General features: G+C 71.5%; 13 protein-coding genes. 7 read left to right on the forward strand and 6 right to left on the reverse strand.

From position 1 onward, the window contains the following. Window positions 1-4 precede the first annotated feature (4 nt). The 4 genes from AB0H56_RS11560 to AB0H56_RS11575 are packed head-to-tail and all read right to left on the reverse strand — an operon-like array spanning window position 5 to window position 3,754. Window positions 5-376, reverse strand: coding sequence for a hypothetical protein (locus AB0H56_RS11560; protein WP_357160734.1), 372 nt, complete (start codon window positions 374-376; stop codon window positions 5-7). Further along, window positions 373-1,674, reverse strand: coding sequence for a class I SAM-dependent methyltransferase (locus AB0H56_RS11565; protein ID WP_357160738.1), 1,302 nt, complete (start codon window positions 1,672-1,674; stop codon window positions 373-375). Before AB0H56_RS11565 ends, AB0H56_RS11560 begins: the two co-directional genes overlap by 4 nt. Continuing rightward, window positions 1,671-2,396, reverse strand: a complete 726-nt coding sequence (locus AB0H56_RS11570) for a DUF1365 domain-containing protein (protein WP_357160741.1) — start codon at window positions 2,394-2,396, stop codon at window positions 1,671-1,673. Before AB0H56_RS11570 ends, AB0H56_RS11565 begins: the two co-directional genes overlap by 4 nt. Further along, complete coding sequence (locus AB0H56_RS11575) at window positions 2,393-3,754, reverse strand: FAD-dependent oxidoreductase (RefSeq protein WP_357160744.1); 1,362 nt, start codon at window positions 3,752-3,754, stop codon at window positions 2,393-2,395. The genes AB0H56_RS11570 and AB0H56_RS11575 overlap by 4 nt, the downstream gene beginning before the upstream one ends. 116 nt (window positions 3,755-3,870) lie before the next feature. Between AB0H56_RS11575 and AB0H56_RS11580 the strand changes: the two genes are divergently transcribed. Further along, window positions 3,871-4,830 carry an SDR family NAD(P)-dependent oxidoreductase gene (locus AB0H56_RS11580; protein ID WP_357160747.1) on the forward strand — a complete coding sequence of 320 codons (960 nt, stop codon included), beginning with the start codon at window positions 3,871-3,873 and terminating at the stop codon, window positions 4,828-4,830. Window positions 4,831-4,943: 113 nt separating this feature from the next. Beyond that, window positions 4,944-6,047 (forward strand): serine hydrolase domain-containing protein, encoded by a 1,104-nt coding sequence (locus tag AB0H56_RS11585; protein ID WP_357160750.1) that lies wholly within the window; start codon window positions 4,944-4,946, stop codon window positions 6,045-6,047. A 34-nt stretch (window positions 6,048-6,081) separates the two neighbouring features. On the opposite strand, the gene AB0H56_RS11590 is transcribed toward AB0H56_RS11585, so the two are convergent. Next, complete coding sequence (locus AB0H56_RS11590; RefSeq protein ID WP_357160753.1) at window positions 6,082-7,440, reverse strand: MFS transporter; 1,359 nt, start codon at window positions 7,438-7,440, stop codon at window positions 6,082-6,084. A 122-nt stretch (window positions 7,441-7,562) separates the two neighbouring features. Here AB0H56_RS11590 and AB0H56_RS11595 point away from each other — a divergent pair, with 122 nt between their 5' ends. From AB0H56_RS11595 to AB0H56_RS11615, 5 genes are all read left to right on the forward strand, one after another. Beyond that, window positions 7,563-8,048 carry an Lrp/AsnC family transcriptional regulator gene (locus tag AB0H56_RS11595; RefSeq protein ID WP_357160756.1) on the forward strand — a complete coding sequence of 162 codons (486 nt, stop codon included), beginning with the start codon at window positions 7,563-7,565 and terminating at the stop codon, window positions 8,046-8,048. A 156-nt stretch (window positions 8,049-8,204) separates the two neighbouring features. Further along, on the forward strand, window positions 8,205-11,678 hold the full coding sequence (locus tag AB0H56_RS11600) for an indolepyruvate ferredoxin oxidoreductase family protein (RefSeq protein ID WP_357160759.1): 3,474 nt from the start codon (window positions 8,205-8,207) through the stop codon (window positions 11,676-11,678). A 124-nt stretch (window positions 11,679-11,802) separates the two neighbouring features. Then, on the forward strand, window positions 11,803-12,882 hold the full coding sequence (locus tag AB0H56_RS11605; RefSeq protein ID WP_357160762.1) for a Glu/Leu/Phe/Val dehydrogenase dimerization domain-containing protein: 1,080 nt from the start codon (window positions 11,803-11,805) through the stop codon (window positions 12,880-12,882). Further along, window positions 12,882-14,375, forward strand: a complete 1,494-nt coding sequence (locus AB0H56_RS11610; RefSeq protein WP_357160765.1) for an amino acid permease — start codon at window positions 12,882-12,884, stop codon at window positions 14,373-14,375. The genes AB0H56_RS11605 and AB0H56_RS11610 overlap by 1 nt, the downstream gene beginning before the upstream one ends. Window positions 14,376-14,530: 155 nt before the next feature. Further along, a complete protein-coding gene (locus AB0H56_RS11615) occupies window positions 14,531-15,382 on the forward strand; it encodes a 3-hydroxybutyryl-CoA dehydrogenase (protein ID WP_110036186.1) in 852 nt (283 codons plus the stop codon). 42 nt (window positions 15,383-15,424) lie between these two features. Here the strand turns inward: AB0H56_RS11615 and AB0H56_RS11620 are convergent, their stop codons facing one another. Beyond that, window positions 15,425-21,538: an amino acid adenylation domain-containing protein gene (locus AB0H56_RS11620; protein ID WP_357160769.1), complete on the reverse strand. Its 6,114-nt coding sequence runs from the start codon at window positions 21,536-21,538 to the stop codon at window positions 15,425-15,427. Between the last annotated feature and the right edge of the window lie 395 nt (window positions 21,539-21,933).

Raw genomic sequence — 21,933 nt, forward strand, 5'->3', positions numbered from 1 at the left:
GGAATCACTCCTGTCCGACGAATTCGTAGGCGGCGGCCGCCGAGCACAGCAGCCCCCACACCGTGGTCACCATCAGTGTCTTGCCCCGCTCGGGTCTGCCCCGTAGCGCGTGCGCGAACACGGCCGTGTCGGCCGCGTCGGCCCCGATCCGGACGGCGGCGGCCACCGCGCGCGCCCGGGAACCGGTCGCCGTCGCCAGTGCCAGCCCGGAGCAGACATCGCGCAACGCGACCGAGCGGGCCAGCGTGCGCAGCCCCGATTCCGCGCCGGTGCCGAGTCCGCTGGGCCGCACCAGGATTTCGGGCCGGACCGCGACGGCAACACCATAGGCGGCGGTCGCCACCCCGAGGATTCGCGAGGGCGTCGTGGCGTTCATCGCGGCACCTCCTCGGTGGTCGGAGCGGGTCGCAGGATCAGCTGCAGACAGTCGAGATATCCCGAGTGGAATCCGGCTTCGGAGTAGGCGAGATACAGCCGCCACATGCGCCGGAAGACCTCGTCGAAACCGAGGGCGGCGACGTGGTCCTCGGCGGCGGTGAAGCGCTCCCGCCACAATCGCAGCGTGTGGGCGTAGTGCTGACCCAGCGTGGCGCGGTCCGCGAGTTCCAGGCCGGTGTGTCTGGCCAGCAGTTCCGTCAGCAGTTCCGCCGAGGGGAGGAAGCCGCCGGGGAAGATGTACTTCTGCACCCAGGTGTGGGTGGTCCGGCCTGCCCGCATCCGGTCGTGCGGCATGGTGATGACCTGCAGGGCGATCCGGCCGCCCGGCGCCAGCGCCCGCTCCAGGACGGTCAGGTAGCCGGCGAGGAAGTCGTAGCCGACGGCTTCGATCATCTCCACCGAGATCACGGCGTCGTAGCGCCCCTCGACCTCACGGTAGTCGCGCAGCTCGATCGTCACGCGGTCGGCGACCCCGGCCGCGGCCACCCGGTGGCGAGCCAGGTCCAGCTGTTCCCGCGAGAGGGTGACGGAGTGGACGGTGGCGCCACGCCGAGCCGCCCTGATCGCGAGTTCGCCCCACCCGGTGCCGATTTCGAGCACGGCCGTCCCCGGCCCCACCCCGGCGCCGTCGAGCAGGCGGTCGATCTTGGCGTGCTGGGCGGCGGCGAGGTCGTCCCACTCCGGCGCGGGCTCGAGCCGATCGAACAGCGCCGCCGAGTACGTCATCGTCTCGTCGAGGAACGCGGCGAAGAAGTCGTTGGACAGGTCGTAGTGGTGTGCCGCGTTGTCGCGGGCGCCGTCCGGCGTCGCCCTGGTCCGGGCCGGTCGGCGCGGCAGGAGCAGCGGCCGCAGTGCCCGCAGCGGCGCCGGGACGAGCTCACGCAGGTGCCCGGCGAACACGGTGAGGACCGCCGCCGGATCGGGGGCCGACCAGTCGCCCGTCATGTACGCCTCACCGAATCCGATGAGGCCGGTGGCGCCCAACCGGGTGGCGAAGGCGTCCGGGTCGTGCAGGACCATGCGCGGTGTGGTCGGGTCGTCGACCCCGCCGCCGAACATCGTGCCGTCGGGCAGTTCGACCCGCAGCGGAAGTCGCCGCACGGCGCGGCGGAACAGGGCCGCCGCGACCAGGCGACCGGCGTCGGCGCGGGCGCCGCGGGGCACCGCCGGAACCTGCCGGGGATCGGCGGGCGGCGCGGTAGCCGACCGCGCGTCGCAGGGTGAGAGGGCGGTCATGACAGAGCCTCCTGGGAGAGATGCGGTGTGCGTGGCACGATCGGCAGTCCCCTGCGCCACAGACGCAGGCCCTGCCAACGGATTCGGGCGGCGATCCGCCAGGTCTCGAAGGGGTGGGCAAGCGCGACGCCGAGCAGCGCGCGCCCACTCGCGGGACGGACGAGACCGCGCACGGTCGCCGTGAAGAGGGTCCGTCCGTCCGGTTCCTCGAGCGAGATCGTCAGGTGGAGACGCGAGCCGGGGACCGGAAGCCGCAGCCGGTAGTACCCGGCCACGGGATTGAACGGGGAGACGTAGAACCCTTTGGCGACAACCGTTTCCGGCACCGGCGCGACGAGGTACCGGTGCCGTTCGCCATAGGTGTTGTGGACTTCGGCCAGCACGCAGCGCAACGCGCCGGTCTCGTCGTGGCACCAGAACACGGTGAGCGGGTTGAAGACATAGCCGAACACGCGCGCGTTGGCGAGCATGAGAATCGTGCCGCCGCGCAGATCGATGCCGTGCCCGGCGAGGTGAGCGATCACGTTCTCGCGCAGGGTCGCCGCCGGATCGCCGAGATGATCGCGGGCCGGGAAGCCGGCGACGAGGCGCGCGGGCCAGGGCAGGCGCGGGAGGTCGTCGAGGTCGACGAGCCAGCTGTAGCTGCGATAGGCGAACCGGTGCCGGACCGGCTCGCGACGCGAATGCCGGATCACGGTGCGCACCAGGCGGGCTCGGGTCATCTCGCCACCTCGATCGCGCTCGCGGCGGAGGCGGGTCGCGCCGGCCAGTGGCCGCCGACGCGTTCGGCGGCGCGCAGCCCGGACAGCGCACCGTCCTCGTGGAATCCCCACCCGTGGTAGGCGCCGGCGAAGGCCACCAGCCGGTCGCCGATCTCGGGCAGGCGGCGCCTGGCGGTCATCGAACCCGGGGTGTACTGCGGGTGTTCGTAGGTCATGGTGGCCAGGACCGCGTCGGCGGCCACCCGGTCACCGTCGCCGAGGGTCACCAGGAACCGGCGATCGGCGGTGGCGGGCAGGCGGTGCAACCGGCTCAGGTCGTAGCTGACGAGCACCCGGTCGGGCGACGAACCACATTGCGGCAGACGGTAGTTCCACGAGGCGCGCGCGGCGGCGCGGCGCGGGAGCACCGACTCGTCGGTGTGCAGGACGGTGTGATTGGTCGAATAGGTGAGCGCGGCGAGGATGCTCGACTCCGTCCAGGTCGGGGTGTCGAGCAGCCGCAACGCCTGACCGGGGTGGGTGGCGAGCACCGCGGCGTCGAAATCGTCGACCCGATCGGCGTCGTCGCGGACGGTGACCGACGAGCCGCCGCGGTGCACGGTTCGCACCGGCGTCCCCGCCCGCACCTCCTGGACACCGGCCGCGACGGCCCGCACGTAGGTCGCCGAGCCGCCGACAACGGTGCGCCAGGTGGGCGAACCGAAGACGGTGAGCATGCCGTGGTGGTCGAGAAAGGTGAACAGGTAGCGGGCCGGATAGCGCAGCGCGAGGTCCGGCGGGCAGGACCAGACCGCGGCCACCAGCGGGACGAGGAAATGCGCGGTGAAGTAGGCCGAGAAGCCACCTGCGCGGACGAACTCGCCGAGGGTCCTGGCGTCGTCACCGGCGGAGTCCAGTTCGGCGCGGGCCAGGCGATGGAAGCGCACGATCTCACCGAGCATCCGCAGATAGCGCCCGCGCAGCGCGGTCCCCGGCTGCGGGAAGAGGCCGCGCAGACCCTTGGCCCCGGCGTATTCGAGCCCGCAGCCGTCGCAGCGGATCGACATCGACATGTCGGAATCCTGTGTGCGCACACCCAATTCAGCGAAGAGCCGGAGCAGCGTGGGATAGGTGCGGTCGTTGTGCACGATGAAGCCGGAGTCCACGCCGAGCTGATCGCCGGTGCCGTCCGCGTGGGAGTTCACCCGGTGCGTGTGGGCGTGGCCGCCGAGGCGGGTGTCCGCCTCGTAGAGCACGACGTCGCAGGTGCGGGCGAGTACCCAGGCGGCGGTGAGACCGGCGACCCCGCTGCCGATCACCGCGATCCGCCTGCGCCCGTGCTCGGCGGCGGTCTGCCCGCTGGGCCGGTTGTCGATCATCGCGTCCTCCGGAGCTCGGTCGGGCCGGTCGACTGTCCGGCGCGCACCACCGACGCTATCATGTAATTGATGCACAAACGATGCATCGTTTGCGGAGAAATCAGCAGAGGGATGCGATGACCACTCAGCTTCCGGCAGCTCTCGACACCGCGCTGGACCGTGCCATAGCGCCCGGCTACAGCCGCATCGGCTTCCGGCTACGGAGTCGCGGGTGGCCGCCGCTGCCGGCCGACGCCCTGCGGGGGCGGACTGCCCTCGTCACCGGTGCGAACTCCGGCATCGGCAAGGCCGTCGCCACCGGGCTCGCCCGGCTGGGCGCGTCGGTGAGCCTGGTCGTGCGCGACCGCGCGCGTGGCGAGGCCGCCGCCGCGGAGATCAGCGCGCGGGTACCGGGCTCGGTGATCGAGGTCGAGCGGTGCGACGTCGCCGATCTGCGCAGCGTGCGGGAATTCGCCGCCGAGTTCACCGGCAGGGCCCATCGCGTCGACGTCCTGGTCCACAACGCCGGAGTGCTGCCCACAACGCGAACCGAAAGCCCGCAGGGGCACGAATTGTGCTTGGCCACACATGTTCTCGGTCCCGTCCTGCTCACGGAACTCCTCGCCCCGGCGCTCACCGACGCCACGGTGGTCCTGATGTCTTCCGGCGGCATGTACACCCAGAGGCTGCACCTCGACGATCCGGAATACCGCGACGGCGCCTATCGCGGCGCCACCGCCTACGCCCGTTCCAAGCGGATGCAGGTCGCGCTGACCCCCGTCCTCGCCGAGCGCTACGCCCCCGCGGGCACCGCCGTGCACAGCATGCATCCCGGCTGGGTGGACACCCCCGGCATCGCCACCTCGCTGCCCAGGTTCCGCACCCTCACCCGCCCCCTGCTGCGCACCCCGGCCGAAGGCGCGGACACCGCCGTCTGGCTCGCCGCCACCGACGGTCTCCCCGCCGGCCGTTTCTGGCACGACCGCAGACCCCGGCCCGAGCACTACACGCGACGCACCAGGGAGTCCGCCGCCGAGCGGGAACGCCTGTGGCAGTTCTGCGCGACCGCAGCGGGCTTGGACACCACCGCGATATAACGACGCAATTTCGATTCATCGACTGAGCCTCGACGGCCTCTGATACCTCGGTCGCATACGACCAGTACCGCAGTCGGATGTGTTGTGGCACAGGGTCTTCCTACCGTCGGAGGATGCGCCTTCGATCTCTCGCCTTCGCGATCTGCACAGCCGTGGCACTGACCGCGTGCACCGCGGGCTCGGCCACGCCGACGCCGCAGCACGACGCCGTCCGCGCCGACCTCGACGCGCTGGTCGGCGCCGGTGCCGTCGGAGCGCTCGCCACGCTCACCGAGAACGGGGTCTCCACGGTCCTCGCCGCCGGACACGCGGACCTCGCGACGCGAGCGCCGATTCCCACCGGGCACCCGCTCCATGTCCGAGTCGGCAGCGTCACCAAGTCGTTCACCGCCGCGATCGCCCTGCAACTGGCAGCCGAACGGCAGCTCGACCTCGACCAGCCGGTGGACACCTATCTCCCGGGTCTCCTCACCGGCGACGGCGTCGACGGGCGGGCCGTCACGGTGCGGCAGATCCTCAGCCATCGCAGCGGACTGCCCGAGCCGGCGCCGACACCGGAACTGAACGAGGCCGCGGCGGCCCGGGACGGTGTCACCTTCACCCCGCGGCAGGAGATCGCCCTCGCACTGCGGGATCCGGCGCGGTTCGCTCCCGGCGCGCGGTTCGAGTACAACAACGTGAACTACATCGTCGCCGGAATGCTCATCGAAGCGGTGACCGGACGCTCCTACCCCGAGGAACTGCGCGACCGCGTTCTGATTCCGCTCGGCCTGACGTCGACCTACCTGCCCGCGACCGGTGACACCGGCCTACGCGACCCGCACCTGACCGGCTACGCCACTGTCGACGGGCGGGTGACGGAGGCGACGCGCATGGAGCCCTCCCTGCCGTGGACCTCGGGAGCGCTGGTCAGCACCGGCGCCGAACTGAACCGATTCTTCGCGGCGCTGGCGGCCGGACAGGTGGTGCCCCCGGCCCAGCTGGCACAGATGCTCGACGGCTCGGACATGGGTCAAGGCGACGGGTTCTCCTACGGACTCGGCCTCGCGTACACCGAACTACCTTGCGGTGCGCGCTTTTTCGGCCACGTCGGCGGTGTCCATGGGTTCTCCGCCCTTTCGGGCGCCACCACGACGGGTCGCGCGGTCACGTTCTCCCTGACCGGCGCACCGGCCACGGTCGACATCCGCGCCATGCTCACCCACGCGCTCTGCTGAGCCATGCTCACCCACGCGCTCTGCTGACCCCGGCTCAACCCTCCCCGACCGGCGTCAGGCCGATCGGCGCGACGGTGGTCGCGTGCAGGTCGCGGCCCTTGGTCTCGGCGGTGAACGCGAGGGCGGCCAGCGCCAGGGCGGCGGTCGCGGCGATGATGACGCTCAGCGGCACGCTCGAGCCGCCGAAGCCGGCCAGCAGGCTCGCGGCGATCATCGGGGTGAAGCCCGCGCCGATCAGGGCGGCGCTCTGGTAGGCGATGGACACACCGCTGTAGCGGATGGGGGTCGGGAACATCTCCGACAGCAGCGGGGTCAGCGGCGCGTACATCGCGTTCTGCAGCAGCTGCGCGAACATCAGGCCCGCGGTCATGATCACCAGGGAGCCGGTGTCGATCATGGCGTAGAGCGGGAAGGCGAACAGGATCGCGCCGACCGCACCGGCCATCATCACCCGCCGCCTGCCCAGCCGGTCCGACAGCGCGGCACACAGCGGGATGGCCACGATCGAGACCACCACCACGAACAGCAGGCAGCGCATGACATCGCCCACCGCGTAACCGATTCCGGTGGCGTAGGCGATGATGTGCGAGCTCGTCAGCGCGGTCAGCGCGAAGGGCGCGATCCCGGCGATCACCGCCAGGGCGAGCGGGCGCGGCCTGCGCAGCACCTCGAGCGCCGGAGTCGAGGGGCGCCGCGGCTCGGCCGCCGCGGCCGTGAAGACCGGGCTCTCGGCCACCCGCAGCCGCACGTACAGGCCGAGGACGAGCAGCGCCGCGCTCAGCAGGAACGGCAGCCGCCAGCCCCAGGACCGGAACGCGGCCTCGGGCAGCTGGGTCACCACGGCGACGACGGCGGTGGACAGCAGGAACCCGAGCGGCGTGCCCAGCTGCATGATGCCCGCCCAGCGCCCGCGTCGGCCCGCGTCGGCGTGCTCGACCACCATCAGCGCCGCACCGCCCCATTCCCCGCCGACGGCCAGGCCCTGCACGACCCGCAGCAGCACCAGCAGCACCGGCGCGACCGCGCCGATCGTGTGATAGGTCGGCAGCAGGCCGATCAGCGCGCTCGCGGTGCCCATCATGATCATGGTGATCAGCAGCATCGATTTGCGGCCGAGCCGGTCGCCGAAGTGCCCGAAGATCACGCCGCCCAGCGGCCGGGCGACATAGCCCGCGGCGAGGGTGCCGAACGAGGCGATCGTGCTCAGCGCGGGATTCGACCCGGGGAAGAACAGCGGCCCGAACACCACCGCGGCCATCGTTCCGTAGAGGATGAAATCGTAGTACTCGATCGTCGTTCCCAGCAGGCTGGAGAACGCCGCGCGCCGCCGTAGGCTCGCGTCGGCGCCCTGCGGGCCAAGGGGATTCGCACTCTCGGGGGGCGGCGTGTTCATCGGGCGAGAGTCCCAACACCCGCGCGGCACCCGCAATGGCGCCGACCGCTGAGCGGGAACGCGCCACCCGGTCCGTGCGCGAGCACGGCGCCTGCCCCATGGCGCCATGCCACAATGCGGCCATGACCATCAAGTTCGACGCACTCGATGCCGCCTTGCTGGCCGAGCTGGCCCGCGACCCGCGCGCGCCGATCCTCGAGCTGGCCCAGCGGCTCGGCGTCGCCCGCAACACCGTGCAGGCGCGGATGCGGCGGCTCGAGTCCTCGGGCGCGGTGCGCGGCTATCCGCCCGACATCGACGTGCAGGCGATCGGCTACGCGGTGCACGCCTTCCTCGGCATCGAGCTCGATCAGAACAAGATGGATCCGATCATCGAGACGCTGCGCGGGTTCCCGCACGTGCTCGAGGTGCACGCCACCACCGGCCGCGCCGACCTGCTCGTCCGCATCGCCGCGCAGTCCCAGCAGGACCTGCTCGAGATCATCCAGCGGGTGCACGCCATCGACGGCGTCAAACACACCGAGACGATGCTCGCGCTGGCCACCCCGATCGGCTACCGGAGCCTGCCGCTGGTCGAGCACCTGACGAGCACCCGCGATGTGACCTAGGTCTCCGCGCTCGAGCAGATTGACGCATTCGCGCCAGTGGCCCAGATCACTTTTGAGCAGTCTGATCAACTTTTCCGTCGACTGTTGACACAGATCACCCCTCCCCGGCACATTTCGCTGCACCGATAGCAAGTTCCTTCGCGCAGTGAGGTGATCATGACCAGCGTCGTCTGTTCCACCGCCCGACCGCTGGCCGACCCGGCCGCCCCCTACGACCTCGCCGATCGCTACCGCTCCGGCGCGGGCCCGGTGCTGCTGACCGGGGTCCAGGCCATCGCCCGGCTGCTGGTGGAACAGCATGTGCGCGACATCAGGGCCGGTCGCCGCGTGGCGACCTTCGTCTCCGGCTACCAGGGCAGCCCGCTCGGCGGCGTCGACAAGATGCTGCTGGGCATGCCCGAGGTGCTCACCGAGCACGACATCACCTTCGTGCCCGGGTACAACGAGGAGCTGGCCGCCACCTCGGTCTGGGGCAGCCAGGCCGATCTGCCCGCGGGCACACCGACCCACGACGGCGTGGTCGGCGTCTGGTACGGCAAGGGCCCCGGCGTCGACCGGGCGACCGACGCGATCCGCCACGCCAACATGTACGGCGTGAACCCGCGCGGCGGCGTCCTGCTGCTGGTGGGCGACGATCCGGCCTCGAAGTCGTCGACCGTGCCCGCGGTCAGCGAGCGTTCGCTGGCCGCCATGGGGGTGCCGGTGCTGTTCCCCCGCAACGCCGAGGAGATCATCACCCTGGGCATGCAGGGCATCGCGCTGTCGCGGGCCTCGGGCTGCGTGGTGGCGCTCAAGATCGTCGCCGATGTCGCCGACGGCGCGTGGACGGTGGACTCGAGCGTGGCCGACCTGGCCGTGACCGTCCCCGAAGTGCAGTGGGAGGGAAAGCCTTTCGTCTACCGGCAGCGTCCGATGGCCGCGCCGACCGACAGCGTGCTCGCCGAGGCCGACCTCTACGGCCCGCGCTGGGCGACCGTGCACGCCTACGGCGCGGCCAACGCCCTCGACGTCATCGAGGTGGACCCGCCCGCGGCGAAGGTCGGGATCGCGGCCACCGGCACCACCTTCGACGCGGTCCGCCAGGCGCTGCTCGACCTGGGCGTCGACGAGGCGGCGATGCACCGCGCAGGCATCCGCCTGCTGCGCATCGGCATGCCGTATCCGCTCGGGTCGGCCGCGCTCACCGAATTCGCGCGCGGGCTGGAGCGGCTCGTCGTGGTCGAGGACAAGACCGCGTTCCTCGAGACCCAGGTCCGCGAGATCCTCTACGGCACCCCGGACGCGCCCCGCGTGCTCGGCAAGCAGGACGAGCGCGGCGCCCGGCTGATGCCGGTCGACGGCGAACTCACCGCAGGGCGGCTGCTCGCGCCGCTGCGCCGGGTGCTGCGCGGCCACGTCGAGCTGAAAAGGGCTGCGCCGCCCGCTCTTCCACTGGAGGTGCTCTCCGCCAAGCGCACGCCGTACTTCTGCAGCGGCTGCCCGCACAACCGCTCCACCGCCCTGCCCGAGGGGTCGATCGGCGGCGGTGGCATCGGCTGCCACACGCTGGTCACCATGTCCGGGCGCGCCGACAGCGCGGTCACCGGGCTCACCCAGATGGGTGGTGAGGGCAGCCAGTGGATCGGCCAGGCGCCCTTCACCGATGTGCCGCACCTGTTCCAGAACATCGGCGACGGCACTTTCTTCCACTCCGGACAGCTGGCCGTGCAGGCCTGTGTCGCGGCCGGGGTGAACATCACCTACAAGCTGCTCTGGAACGAGGTCGTCGCGATGACCGGCGCCCAGGACGTGGAGGGCGGACTCTCCGTCGCGCAGCTGACGCACAAGCTCAGCTCCGAGGGCGTTCGCCAGATCATCGTCTGCGCCGACGAGCCCAAGCGGCACAACAAGCGCGCGCTGGCCAAGGGCACCCTGCTGTGGCACCGCGACCGGCTCGACGAGGCACAGCGCGCGCTGCGCGAGATCGAGGGCGTCACCGTCCTGATCTACGACCAGCACTGCGCCGCCGACGCGCGCAGGCAGCGCAAGCGCGGCGCGCTGCCCGTGCGCAACACCCGCGTGGTGATCAACGAGGCCGTGTGCGAGGGCTGCGGTGACTGCGGCGCCAAGTCCAACTGCCTGTCGGTGCAACCGGTCGAGACCGAGTTCGGCCGCAAGACCCGCATCGATCAGACCTCGTGCAACACCGACTACAGCTGCCTGGACGGCGACTGCCCCTCGTTCGTGACGGTGGAGCTCGACCCGGCCGCGAGCAAGGGCGCCCGCCGAAAGGTCGCCGAGCCGCCCGCCGTGCCCGATCCGGGCGTGGCCGCGCCGCAGCGCACCCAGAACGTGCTCATCGCCGGGATCGGCGGCACCGGCATCGTGACGGTGAACCAGGTGCTGGCCACCGCCGCCCTGCGCGCGGGCTACGAGGTCGAGAGCCTCGACCAGATCGGGCTGAGCCAGAAGGCCGGACCGGTGGTCTCGCACCTGCGCTTCTCCACCACGGCGCTGGAGCCGTCCAACCGGCTCACCCCCGGCAGCGCCGACTGCCTGCTCGCGGTCGACCTGCTCACCGCGACCGATCCCCGCTACCTCCAGTACGGCGACGCGGCGAGCACACTCGGCGTCGCCTCCACGAGCCAGACCCCCACCGGCGACATGGTCTACGACAAGTCGGTGGCCTACCCCGAGACCGCGACCCTGCTGGATCGCCTTGCCGCCGTGACGAAGTCGATCGCGCACTTCGACGCGCTGGCCGCGGCCGAGACGCTGTTCGGCAACACCGCGGCGGCCAACTTCCTGATCGTCGGCGCCGCGGTGCAGACCGGTGGGCTGAAGCTGCCCGCCGCGGCGATCGAGGAGGCCATCGGGATCAACGGGGTCGCCGTCGACGCCACCATCGCGGCGTTCCGCTGGGGCCGGGTCGCCGTCGCCGATCCGGCGGCGTTCGCCGCGGCCGTCGATGAGGGGCGGCCGCGGCGCACCGCGCCGGTGGCGCCCGCGGAACTGCTGGCGCACACCAGCTTCGAGGGCGAGGTGCGCAGGCTGGTCGAGCTGCGCGCGGCGAACCTGGTGGGCTACCAGAACACCAAGGTGGCGCGCCGCTACGTCGAGACCGTCGAATTCGTCTGGGCCGCCGAGCGTTCGGTCACCGAGCGCACCGAGTTCAGCGAGGCGGTGGCGCGCGGGCTGTACAAGTTCACCGCCTACAAGGACGAGTACGAGGTGGCCCGCCTGCTGGTGGACCCGGATTTCCTCGCCGAGGTGGGGGCCCAGGTGCCCGGCGGCAAGAACCTCACCTACAAGCTGCACCCGCCGATGCTGCGCGCGCTCGGCCGCGAGAAGAAGATCGGGCTGCGGCCGAAATCGCATGTGGCGCTGAAGATGCTGGCCAAGGGCAAGTTCTTGCGCGGCACCAAGCTCGATCCGTTCGGCTACGCGCACGTGCGCAGGGTCGAGCGCGAGCTGCTGGCCGGCTACACCGCCATGGTGCGCCGGCTGGCCGAGGGCCTGAGCACCGGGAACTACGACACGGCCACCGCGGCCGCCGCGCTGACCGACGTGGTGCGCGGCTACGAGGACATCAAGCTCGGCAATGTCGAGCTGTACCGCGCCGGGCTGCGTGAGCTGGGGATCGAGGACTGACCCCGGCACACCCCGCACATCGCCGCACCGAGCGGCACCGATGAACCGCCGCTGACCTGCGGCACCACGACACCGCCGCCCCGGGCACAACCCGCGGCTGTGGTAACCCGAAAGGATATCGACAGTGACCGTTGTGCACACCGAGGCAGGCGTCTTCGGCCGATCGCACGAACTCAGTGCCCGCGCCCACGAGCAAGTGGTGTTCTGCGAGGACGACAAGTCGGGCCTGAAGGCGATCATCGCCATCCACTCGACCGCGCTCGGTCCCGCCCTCGGCGGTACCCGCTTCTACCCGTACGCCGACGAGTCGGCGGCGCTGCAGGACGTGCTTCGCCTGTCGTGGGGCATGACCTACAAGGCCGCGGCGGCCGGTGTCGACCTCGGTGGCGGCAAGGCGGTGATCATCGGCGACCCGGCGACGCTCAAGAGCGAGGAGCTGCTCGCCGCCTACGCGCGCTTCGTCGAGACCCTCGGCGGGCGCTACATCACCGCCGGTGACGTGGGTACCAACACCGACGACCTGGACGTGATCGGCCGCCACACCCGCTACGTCACCGGCCGCAGCGTCGCCGCGGGCGGCAGCGGGGACAGCGCTCGGCTCACCGCCCTCGGCGTCTTCCACTCGATGCGCGCCGGCGCCGAATTCCTCTGGGGCGCACCCACACTGGCCGGACGCACGGTCGGCGTCGAGGGCGTCGGCAAGGTCGGACGGGAGCTCACCGCGCTGCTGCTGGCCGACGGCGCCGAGGTCTGCGTCACCGACGTGAACGAGGCGGCGCTGCGCCGCGTGGCCGACGAGCTGCCCGCCGTGCGGCTGCTCTCCACCGTGTCCACCGCGCCCGTCGACGTCTACGCCCCGTGCGCGCTGGGCGCCACCCTCACCGAGACCAGCGCCCGCGAGATCGAGGCGAAGCTGATCTGCGGCGCCGCCAACAACCAGCTGGCCACGCCCGAGGTGGAGCAGGCGCTCACCGCGCGCGGCATCACCTGGGTGCCGGACTTCGTCGCCAACGCGGGCGGCCTGATCCAGGTGGCGGGCGAGCTGCGCGACGCCGCCCCGGCCGAGGTGGAACTCGAGGTCGAGGGCATCTACCGCCGCTGCCGCGACATCATCGCCGACGCGACGACGGAGGGCATCGGCACCGGCGCCGCCGCCAACCGCTTCGCCGAACGCCGTCTCGACGCCATTCCGCGAGCACTGTGATGACCAGGATGAGCGGCCTGTTCCGCACCAAGTCCGTCGAGCAGTCCATCCGCGACACCGACGATCCCGACGCCAAGCTCCGCAAGGACCTCACGGCCAAGGACCTGACGATCTTCGGCGTCGCGGTGGTGATCGGCGCGGGCATCTTCACGCTGACCGCGCGCACCGCGGGCACCGTCGCCGGGCCCGCCGTCTCGCTCGCGTTCGTCTTCGCGGCGATCGCCTGCGGCCTCACGGCCCTGTGTTACGCGGAGTTCGCCTCCACCGTGCCGGTCGCCGGCAGCGCGTACACCTTCGCCTACGCCACCTTCGGCGAGGTGATCGCCTGGATCATCGGCTGGGACCTGATCCTCGAGTTCGCGCTCGCGGTGTCGGTGGTCGCCAAGGGCTGGTCGCAATACCTGGGCGAAGTGCTCGGCTCGTCGGCACCGGTGCTGCACCTGGGCTCGGTGACCTTCGACTGGGGCGCGGTGGTGATCATCGCGATCGTCGGCGTGCTGCTGGCCACCGGGACCAAGCTGTCCTCGCGGGTCTCGGCGATCGCGGTCGCGATCAAGCTGGGCGTGATCGCGCTGGTGCTGGTGGTGGGCGCGACCTACTTCAAGCCGTCGAACCTGACCCCCTACATCCCGCCCGCGCAGCCGTCGGAGAAGGCCGAGGGGATGCACCAGTCGCTGTTCGCCTTCCTCACCGGATCCGGCGGCACCAGCTACGGCTGGTACGGGCTGCTCGCCGCGGCCAGCCTGGTGTTCTTCGCCTTCATCGGCTTCGACGTGGTCGCCACCACCGCCGAGGAGACCCGCAACCCGCAGCGCGACGTCCCGCGCGGCATCCTGGGGTCGCTGGCCATCGTGACCGTGCTCTACATCGCGGTCTCGCTGATCCTCACCGGCATGGTGTCCTACACCGAACTCGCCGACGGCAACGCCACGCTCGCCACGGCCTTCGCCATCCACGGCGCGACCTGGGTGAAGAACATCATCGCCATCGGCGCCCTTGCCGGACTGTCCACCGTGGTGATGGTGATGTACCTGGGCCAGACCCGGGTGCTGTTCGCCATGGCCCGCGACGGCCTGCTGCCCCGCTCGCTGGCACAGACCGGCAAGAAGGGCACGCCGGTCCGGCTGACCGTGCTGGTCGGCGTGGTGTGCGCGCTGCTGGCCGGATTCGTCGACTTCGGCACGCTCGAGGAGATGGTCAACATCGGTACCCTCGTCGCGTTCGTGCTGGTGTCGATCGGCGTGCTGGTGCTGCGCCGGACCCGCCCGGACCTGCAGCGCGGGTTCCGCGTGCCGTTCGTCCCGGTGGTGCCGATCCTGGCCGCGCTGGCCTGCCTGTGGCTGATGCTGAACCTCTCGATCGAGACCTGGGTGCGGTTCGTGCTCTGGATGGCCCTCGGTGTCATCGTGTACTTCGCCTACGGGCGCAGGCACTCGATCCTCGGCCGCGGGCGGCCACGGTCCGAGGAACCGGAGCTGACCACGGTCTCCTAGGCCGAAATCCCCTGGGCCGCCACCCGCTCGACCGACGAGCGGGTGGCGGCCCGGTGTGTGCGTGGCTCCCTCGTCCCGGCCTGTGGCACTCAGTGCCAGGTCGGATGAAATAATCCCCGGGACAACCAGGGCAATGCGATGTTGGGAGTACGGCAATGGAGTTGATCGGTGTGATCGGTGGCGGCACCATGGGTGCCGGCATCGCCGAGGTGTGTGCCAAGGCGGGGAGCTCGGTCCTCGTGCTGGAGACCAAGCAGGAGTTCGCCGACGCCGCGCAGCAGCGCATCGCCGGCTCGATCGGCAAGGGCGTGGCCCGCGGCAAAATCACCCAGGAAGAGGCCGACGCCGCGATCGCGCGCGTGCGCGTCACCCTGGACATGGACGAGTTCGCCGACCGTGACCTGGTGATCGAGGCCGCGCCGGAGATCGAGTCGCTGAAGTACGAGATCTTCGGCAAGCTCGACAAGATCGTGAAGCCCGAGGGCATCCTCGCCACCAACACCTCCTCGATCCCGGTGATCAAGGTGGCCGGTGCCACCCAGCGGCCCGAGCGCGTCGTCGGCGTGCACTTCTTCAACCCGGTGCCGGTGATGCCGCTGGTCGAGATCATCTCGACCCTGGTCACCGCGCCGGAGGCGGCCGCGGCCGTCACCGACTACGCCAAGAACACCCTGGGCAAGATGACCGTGCAGGCGGGCGACCGCTCCGGCTTCATCGTCAACGCGCTGCTCATCCCCTACCTGTGCTCCGCCATCCGGATGCTGGAGTCGGGCTACGCCACCGCCGAGGACATCGACGCGGCCATGAAGGGCGGCTGCGGCTACCCGATGGGCCCGCTGACCCTGCTCGACACCGTCGGCCTCGACATCGCCCTGGCCGCCTCGGAATCGCTCTACGCCGAGTTCGCCGAGCCGCACCTCGCCCCGCCCGCCCTGCTGCGCCGCATGGTCGACGCGGGCCGCCTCGGCCGCAAGTCCGGCCGCGGCTTCTACGACTACGCCAAGTGAGACCGGCCGCGGGAGCCGTCGACCGGCTCCCGCGGGATCGGGTCAGGCCGGGGTGAGGCTGCCCCCGGGAGCGGGAAAGAACCCGGTGTCGATGTAGTGGTCGAAGTAGCGGCTGATGACCGTGGCGTCGACCGGGGGGAGCTCGATCGGGACGCCGCGGAAGGGCTCGGTGGGCGCGGCCGATTCGACGGCGCTCAGGACCGTGGCCGGGTCGGCCTTGGCGATGGCGGCGGCGTAGTTGCCACTCAGCGCCGAGGCGCGGGCCAGGATCGGGTCGGCGTCGACGCGTTCGGCGGCGGTGGTCAGCGCGAGGCCGAATTCCATCGGGTCGATGAAATCGAAGCGGTAGTGCCTGCGCACGATCTCCTCGTAGACCACCTGCAGCGGCACCTGGGCGCCCGCCGCGCGGTAGACGGTGCCCAGTGCGGCGGTGTCGCGGGAGCAGCGCACGATGCCCGCCGCGACATGGTCGACGGGCGCCATCTCGATGCCGATCGCACGCACGTCGACGGCGACGCCGAGCACCAGCATGGCGCGCAGCATGGTCCACCAGGCGTCCTCGGCGGGCGCGACACCGGTGCGCGAGTCACCGGTGATCAGGCCCGGCCGGTAGACGGCCAGGGGTACGCCGCGCTCGATCGCGGTGTGCACGAGCTGTTCGGCGACCCACTTCGTCATCGCGTAGCCGGGTAGCCCGGCGGGCACGCCGTCGGGCTGCGGGATCCCCGCCAGCACCGACAGTGTGGACACGTAGTGGATCGGCTTGAGCCGGGTCGTGGTGGCCAGGCGCAGCACCTCGGTGGTGCCGCCGACATTGGCGTCGCGCATCCTGGCGTACGGCTCGAGATGGTTGACCAGCGCGCCGTTGTGGTAGATCGCGTCGATCCCGGCGCCGAGTTCGGCGAAGCGCGCCGCGTCGAGTCCGAGCCGGGGCCGCGCGAGATCGCCTGGGACGCCGACGATCCGGTCCACGTAGGGCCGCAGGTCGATGGCGTAGCTCGCGGCGGTGCGCACGACGCGATCCACCGCGCCCGCGTCGTCGGTGGCGCGCACGAGGCAGTGCACGACGGCATCGGTCTGCTCGAGCAGCTCGCGCAGCAGGAAGCTGCCGAGGAAACCGGTGGCGCCGGTGAGCAACACCGTCGCCGGGGCGCCCGGTCGCGCGGGCGCACACCCGGCGGGATCGATCGACGCGTCGAGAATCGCGTCGGCGGCGGGGTCGGGCCCGCTCGCCCCGGCCGCGGATTCGTCGCGCACGGCCAACGCCAGATCACTGACCAGCGGATAGCTGAACAGCAGGCGCAGCGGCACCTCGACGGCGAGCCGCTCGGACAGTGCCGAGCGCACCCGGATGGCCGAGAGCGAGGTGCCGCCGAGGACGAAGAAATCGTCGTCGCGGCCGACCCGGTCGAGCCCGAGCACCTCGGCGATCACCTCGGCCACGATCCGCTCGTCGGCGGTGGCGGGCGCGCGGTACTCGCGCACCTCGACGGCCGGGGCGGGCAGCGCCTTGCGGTCGAGCTTGCCGGTGGCGCCGAGCGGGAACTCGTCGAGCACCAGCAGCCGGTGCGGAATCATGTACGGCGGCAACAAGGTACGGAGCGCGGCCTGCACGTCGACGAGGTCGATCGCCGCGCCTGCCACCGGAATGAGGTAGCCGATCAGCTGTTCGTGGTGCACGGCGACGGCCGCGCCCGCGACAGTGGGATGGGTGCGCAGGGCGGCCTCGATCTCCCCCGGCTCGATCCGCAGGCCGTGCAGCTTGAGCTGAACGTCGGTGCGGCCCAGGTAGGTGAGGTCCCCGGTGGGCAGCCGGCGCACCAGATCGCCGGTGCGGTACATCCGTTCCCCGGCGTCGGCGAACGGATCGGCGACGAAACGCTCCGTCGTCTTGTCCGGGCTCCCGAGATACCCGCGGGCGAGCTGCGCGCCGGCCAGGTACAGCTCGCCGGGTGTGCCCGCGGGCACCGGTCGCAGCCGGGCGTCCAGCACGTAGGCGCGAGAGTTCCAGTGCGGCTTGCCGATCGGGACCACGCCCGCGCCCACCTCGGTCACGTCGGCGCCGGTGATCGACACCGTGGCCTCCGTCGGCCCGTACAGATTGTGCAGCCTGCCCGCGGTGGCGGCGGCGAAGCGGGCGATGGTGGCGTTGGGCAGCGGCTCACCGCCGACCCACACCGCGCGCACCGAGCGCAGCGCGCCTTCCGGCGCGTCGGCGAGCAGCATCTGCAACACCGACGGCACGATCGTGGTTCCGGTGACCCGGTGCCGGGCGATGAGGTCGGCCAGGTAGGCGGGATCGGTGAGGCCGTGCGCGGCGGCCACGATCATGTGCGCGCCCGCCCGCAGCGGCGTCGCGAACCCGATCATCGACGCGTCGAAGGTGAACGGAATCGACTGCAGGACAGTGTCATTCTCCCCCACGCCGTACTCGCCGACCATGAAGGCCGCCTGGTTGACGATGGCCGCGTGCGGCACCCCGACACCCTTGGGCTTGCCGGTCGAGCCCGACGTGAAGATCACATACGCCAGGTCCTGCGCGCGCAGCGGCCGCAGCCGGTCGGCGTCGGTCAGCCACGCGTCCGAGAAGGCCGACAGCGCACCGGAATCCGCGACCAGATCCACCGAGACCACCGGCAGCCCCTCGGCCGTCACGGCATCGCCCGCGGTGGTCAGCAGGCAGACGGGATCGGCCGCGGACAGGATGTCGGCCCGGCGCTCCGCGGGCGAGTCCGGATCGATCGGCACATAGGCACCGCCCGCGGCGAACACCGCGTACATCGCCACCACCAGGTCGATCGAGGGCTTGATCCCCACCGCGACCGTCGAGCCCGGACCGACACCGGTCGCGATCAGCAAGCGCGCCAACCTGTTCACCCGGCTCGCCAGCTCCGCGTAGTCGAGGGTGCGGTCGGCGAAGGTGACGGCGGGTGCGGCCGGACGGCGCAGCGCCTGCGCGCGGAAGGCGTCGAGCAGCGTCGGGTCCGGCACCGGGCGCACCGCGCCCGCCGGTTCGACCAGCTCACCGTCGAGCAGGATCGGCAGGTCGCCGACGGGCCGCTGCGGCGCGGCGACGGCCGCTTCGAGCAAGGCGCGCAGGCGAAGGCCGAGCGCGGCGACCGTCGATTCGTCGAACAGGTCGGCGGCGTAGCGCCACGAGCAGCGCAGCCCGGCGGGACCGGTGGCGTCCTCGTGCGGGACGACGGTCAGCTGCAGGTCCACCGGCGCCACCTCGTCGCCGAGGTCGACCGCCGACACCACCAGATCGGGCAGTTCCAGCCGGACGCCGCCGAAGTTCTGCAGCGACAGCGCCACCTGATACAGCGGGTGATGGGCCTGGGTGCGCGGCGGATCCAGTTCGGCGACAAGGCGTTCGAACGGCACGTCGGCATGGGCGAAGGCCGCGAGGTCGGTCTCGCGGACCCGGTTCAGCAGGGCTTCGAAGGGCTCGGCCGCGTCGACGCGGGTGCGCAGCACCACGGTGTTGACGAACATGCCGACCAGGTCGTCGAGTTCGGGCTCGCCACGGCCGGCGACGGGAGCGCCGACCGTGATGTCGTCGGTGCCTGCCAGCCGGGCCAGCAGCACCGACAGCGCCGTCCGCAGCACCATGAACAGCGAGGCGTTGTGCTCGCGCGCGAGACGTTCCAGCGCCCGGTGCAGATCGGCGTCGAGCGCGAAGTGCGCGGCGGCGCCTCGGCTGCCCGCGACCGGCGGACGCGGATGATCGGTGGGCAGTTCCAGCAGGGTGGGCGCACCGGCGAGTTCGTCGCGCCAGTAGCCGAGCTGGGTCGCCAGCAGCGAGGCGGGATCCTCGGCGGCGCCGAGCATCTCGTGCTGCCACAGCGTGTAGTCGGCGTACTGCACCGGCAGCGGCGCCCAGTCCGGGGCGGCACCGGCCACCCTGGCGAGGTAGGCGGTCATGAGGTCGCGGGTGAGCGGGCCGAGCGAGAAGCCGTCGGTCGCGATGTGGTGCACCACCACGGCCAGCACGTGTTCGGTCGGCGAGAGCTGGAACACCTTGGCGCGCACCGGGACTCGCTCGCACACGGCGAACCCGCCGAGCGTGAGGCGGGCCAGCTCGCCGCGCAGCTCATCCTCGGCGATCGCGGTGACGGTCACGTCGATGCCCGCCTCGGCCACCGGCAGCACCCGCTGGTAGCCCTGGCCGTCGTGCTCGGGGTACACGGTGCGCAGCACTTCGTGCCGGTCGAGGACGTCGTCGAGGGCGGCGGTCAGCGCGGCGGTGTCGAGCGGGCCGGACAGGCGCAGGGCGACGGGGATGTTGTACGCGCTGGAATCGGGGTCGAGGCGCGCCATGAACCACATGCGCTGCTGGGCGAGGGACAGCGGCACCCGCTCGCCGCGCTCGCGCCGGGTCAGCGGGACGCGCGCCGCCGCATCGCCCACGAGGGCGTCGAGCGCGGCAGCCAGCGCGGCGACGGTCCCGTGTTCGAAGACCGTGCGGGCGGGCACCCGCACGCCGGTCACCGCGCCGAGGCGACCGGCCAGCTGGGTGGCGAGCAGGGAATTGCCGCCGAGGGCGAAGAAGTCGTCGTCGCGACCGATCCGCTCGGCACCGAGCAGCTCGGCGAAGACCGCGGCCACCGCGTCCTCGGTGTCCCCGCGCGGCGCTTCGACGGCACGGGCGGTGAACTCCGGCTCCGGCAGCGCCCGGTGGTCGAGCTTGCCGACCGGGGTCAGCGGCAGCCGCTCGATCGGCACGATCGCCGCCGGAACCGCGTGCTGCGGCAGCCGTCGCTGGGCCATGGCCGTCAGCGCCGCCGGGTCGACGGTGGCGCCGGGGGCGGGCACGACGTAGGCGACGAGGGCGTCGACGCCGCTGGGCAGGGTGCGCACGAGTGTGGTGGCGACGCGGACGGATTCGTCGGACCCGAGCACCGCGTCGATCTCACCCAGTTCGATGCGGAAGCCGCGCAGCTTCACCTGGGCGTCGGTGCGCCCGAGGAACACCAGCTGCGGTTCGCCGCTGGGCGCGTGGTCCCACTTCACGAGGTCACCGGTGCGGTAGAGCCTGCCGTCGCCCAGCGGGTCGGCGACGAAGCGGGCCGCGGTGAGTCCGGCGCGCGCGTGGTAGCCGCGCGCGGTACCCGGCCCGGTCAGATACAGCTCGCCGGGCACCCGGTCGGGCACCGGCCGCAGGCGGGCGTCCAGGACCCGGGCCGTCATGCCCGGAATCGGGGCGCCGATGGTGATCTGATCGCCGGGGACGAGCGGGTCGCTGATGGAGGCCGCCACCGTGGTCTCGGTAGGACCGTAGAGGTTGTAGAAGCGGCGGCCCGGCGACCAGCGCGCGATCAGGTCGGGCGGGCAGGCCTCGCCGCCGACGACGATCGCGGCGAGGTCGGGCAGTCCCGATCCGTCGACCCCGGCGAGCGCGGCGGGGGTGATGAAGGCGTGCGTCACCCGTTCGGACCGCAGCAGCTCGGTCAGCTCGTCGCCGCCGTAGATGTCGGGCGGCGCGATGACCATCGTCGAGCTGGCGCCGACGGCGAGCAGCAGCTCGAGGATGCTGGCGTCGAAACTGGGCGAGGCGAAGTGCAGGGTGCGCGCGGCACCGGTGATGCCGAAACGGCGGACCTGCTCGGCGCACAGCCCGGCCAGCCCGGTGTGGGTGACGGCGACACCCTTCGGCACACCGGTCGAGCCGGACGTGTAGATGACGTAGGCGATGTCGTCGCCGAAGAGCCTGCGCGTGCGGTCGACCGCGGCCACCGGCGCGTCCGAGACCAGGGCCAGCTCCTCGCGGCACGACGCGGAGTCCAGGGCCAACCAGCGCAACCCCGCGTCCAGCCGGGCGGCGTCGGCGGCCAGGGCGATGCCGAACCCGGCGCCGGAATCGGCGAGCATGTGGGCGACCCTCTCGGCGGGGTAGCGCGGATCGACCGGGACGAACGCGGCTCCGGTCTTGGCCACGGCCCACAGCGCGACGACGGCGTCCACGGACCTGGTCAGGGCGAGCACGACCCGGTCGCCGGGTCCGACGCCACGCCCGATCAGCACGCGGGCCAGCTGCGAGGACCGCTCGTCGAGTTCGGTGTAGGTGAGCGACTGCCCGGCGTAGGTGATCGCCACCGACTCGGGGGCGCGCTCGACCGCGGCCATCAGCAGTCGCGGCAGGGTACAGCCGGACACGCGGCGCACCCGGCGCACGGCGGGAGGGCGGACGCCAGAAGCTTGCTCGGACACCGGTAACGCTTCCCTTCACCATGGAGAACCCAGGCAATCGCCCTGTTCGACGTCGCCGGGACTCTCGGTTCTACCGGGGTATCGGGAAAATCCTGCGTGACGGTACCGGAAATATCTCATCAATTTCGGCGCATCGGCAATTCGTAGGTTTGACATCCCACGTATTGGGTATAGCCAACCGCTCAGTATGTAATCCAGGTCATAGACACCTCTTACGCAGGGGAAACGACCTCGCGGGCGGACGGTTGCTTTTCACATTTCGGCGGCAGCGCACCCTCGCGGACGACCTGCCACTTCCCGGCTAACCCACGGTAAAGCGAAAAGACCGGAGACCGCATAGA

This window comes from Nocardia sp. NPDC050717, from assembly GCF_040654275.1.
In the GTDB taxonomy this organism is placed as follows: Bacteria; Actinomycetota; Actinomycetes; order Mycobacteriales; family Mycobacteriaceae; genus Nocardia.

What these genes read in the sequence shown, in the direction of transcription:
- AB0H56_RS11595 (WP_357160756.1), top strand. Translation starts at nt 7,563, where the DNA reads ATGACCATCAAGTTCGACGCACTCGATGCCGCCTTGCTGGCCGAGCTG.
- AB0H56_RS11600 (WP_357160759.1), top strand. Translation starts at nt 8,205, where the DNA reads ATGACCAGCGTCGTCTGTTCCACCGCCCGACCGCTGGCCGACCCGGCC.
- AB0H56_RS11590 (WP_357160753.1), bottom strand. Translation starts at nt 7,440, where the DNA reads ATGAACACGCCGCCCCCCGAGAGTGCGAATCCCCTTGGCCCGCAGGGC.
- AB0H56_RS11565 (WP_357160738.1), bottom strand. Translation starts at nt 1,674, where the DNA reads ATGACCGCCCTCTCACCCTGCGACGCGCGGTCGGCTACCGCGCCGCCC.
- AB0H56_RS11610 (WP_357160765.1), top strand. Translation starts at nt 12,882, where the DNA reads ATGACCAGGATGAGCGGCCTGTTCCGCACCAAGTCCGTCGAGCAGTCC.
- AB0H56_RS11585 (WP_357160750.1), top strand. Translation starts at nt 4,944, where the DNA reads ATGCGCCTTCGATCTCTCGCCTTCGCGATCTGCACAGCCGTGGCACTG.
- AB0H56_RS11580 (WP_357160747.1), top strand. Translation starts at nt 3,871, where the DNA reads ATGACCACTCAGCTTCCGGCAGCTCTCGACACCGCGCTGGACCGTGCC.
- AB0H56_RS11575 (WP_357160744.1), bottom strand. Translation starts at nt 3,754, where the DNA reads ATGATCGACAACCGGCCCAGCGGGCAGACCGCCGCCGAGCACGGGCGC.
- AB0H56_RS11560 (WP_357160734.1), bottom strand. Translation starts at nt 376, where the DNA reads ATGAACGCCACGACGCCCTCGCGAATCCTCGGGGTGGCGACCGCCGCC.
- AB0H56_RS11615 (WP_110036186.1), top strand. Translation starts at nt 14,531, where the DNA reads ATGGAGTTGATCGGTGTGATCGGTGGCGGCACCATGGGTGCCGGCATC.
- AB0H56_RS11570 (WP_357160741.1), bottom strand. Translation starts at nt 2,396, where the DNA reads ATGACCCGAGCCCGCCTGGTGCGCACCGTGATCCGGCATTCGCGTCGC.